Annotated in this window: 1 rRNA gene; it reads left to right on the forward strand. The window is 60.6% G+C overall.

Going from position 1 to position 407, the window contains the following annotated elements:
• The first annotated feature begins 235 nt into the window (after positions 1-235).
• Positions 236-352, forward strand: a 5S ribosomal RNA gene (rrf, locus tag AC1DCZ_RS19380).
• Positions 353-407 lie beyond the last annotated feature (55 nt).

Here is a 407-nt window from a genome sequence, read left to right on the forward strand (position 1 = left end):
ACCACACACCACCCCGCGAACCCGTTCAAAAGGGGTTCGCACCCAGGGGTGGTACAAAGAAACAAGACTGCTTGCGTCCACTATGTGGTTCCCAACCAACAAACCCGTTGCTTGGCGAACCACAACTGAATAACAACACCACCACTGCACCCGGACACGGGGGCAGGACACATGTTGTAACCACMAGACTTCCCACCCCCGCGCCCACCAGCGCCGGGGGAACGGGTAACAGGGTTACGGCGGTCATAGCGTGGGGGAAACGCCCGGTCCCATCCCGAACCCGGAAGCTAAGACCCACAGCGCCGATGGTACTGCACCCGGGAGGGTGTGGGAGAGTAGGTCACCGCCGGACAACCATTAGGTCGAGAGCCTCCAACCACCACGTTGGAGGCTCTCCCACTTTAACC

This window comes from Arthrobacter sp. 10N418 (genome assembly GCF_056394725.1).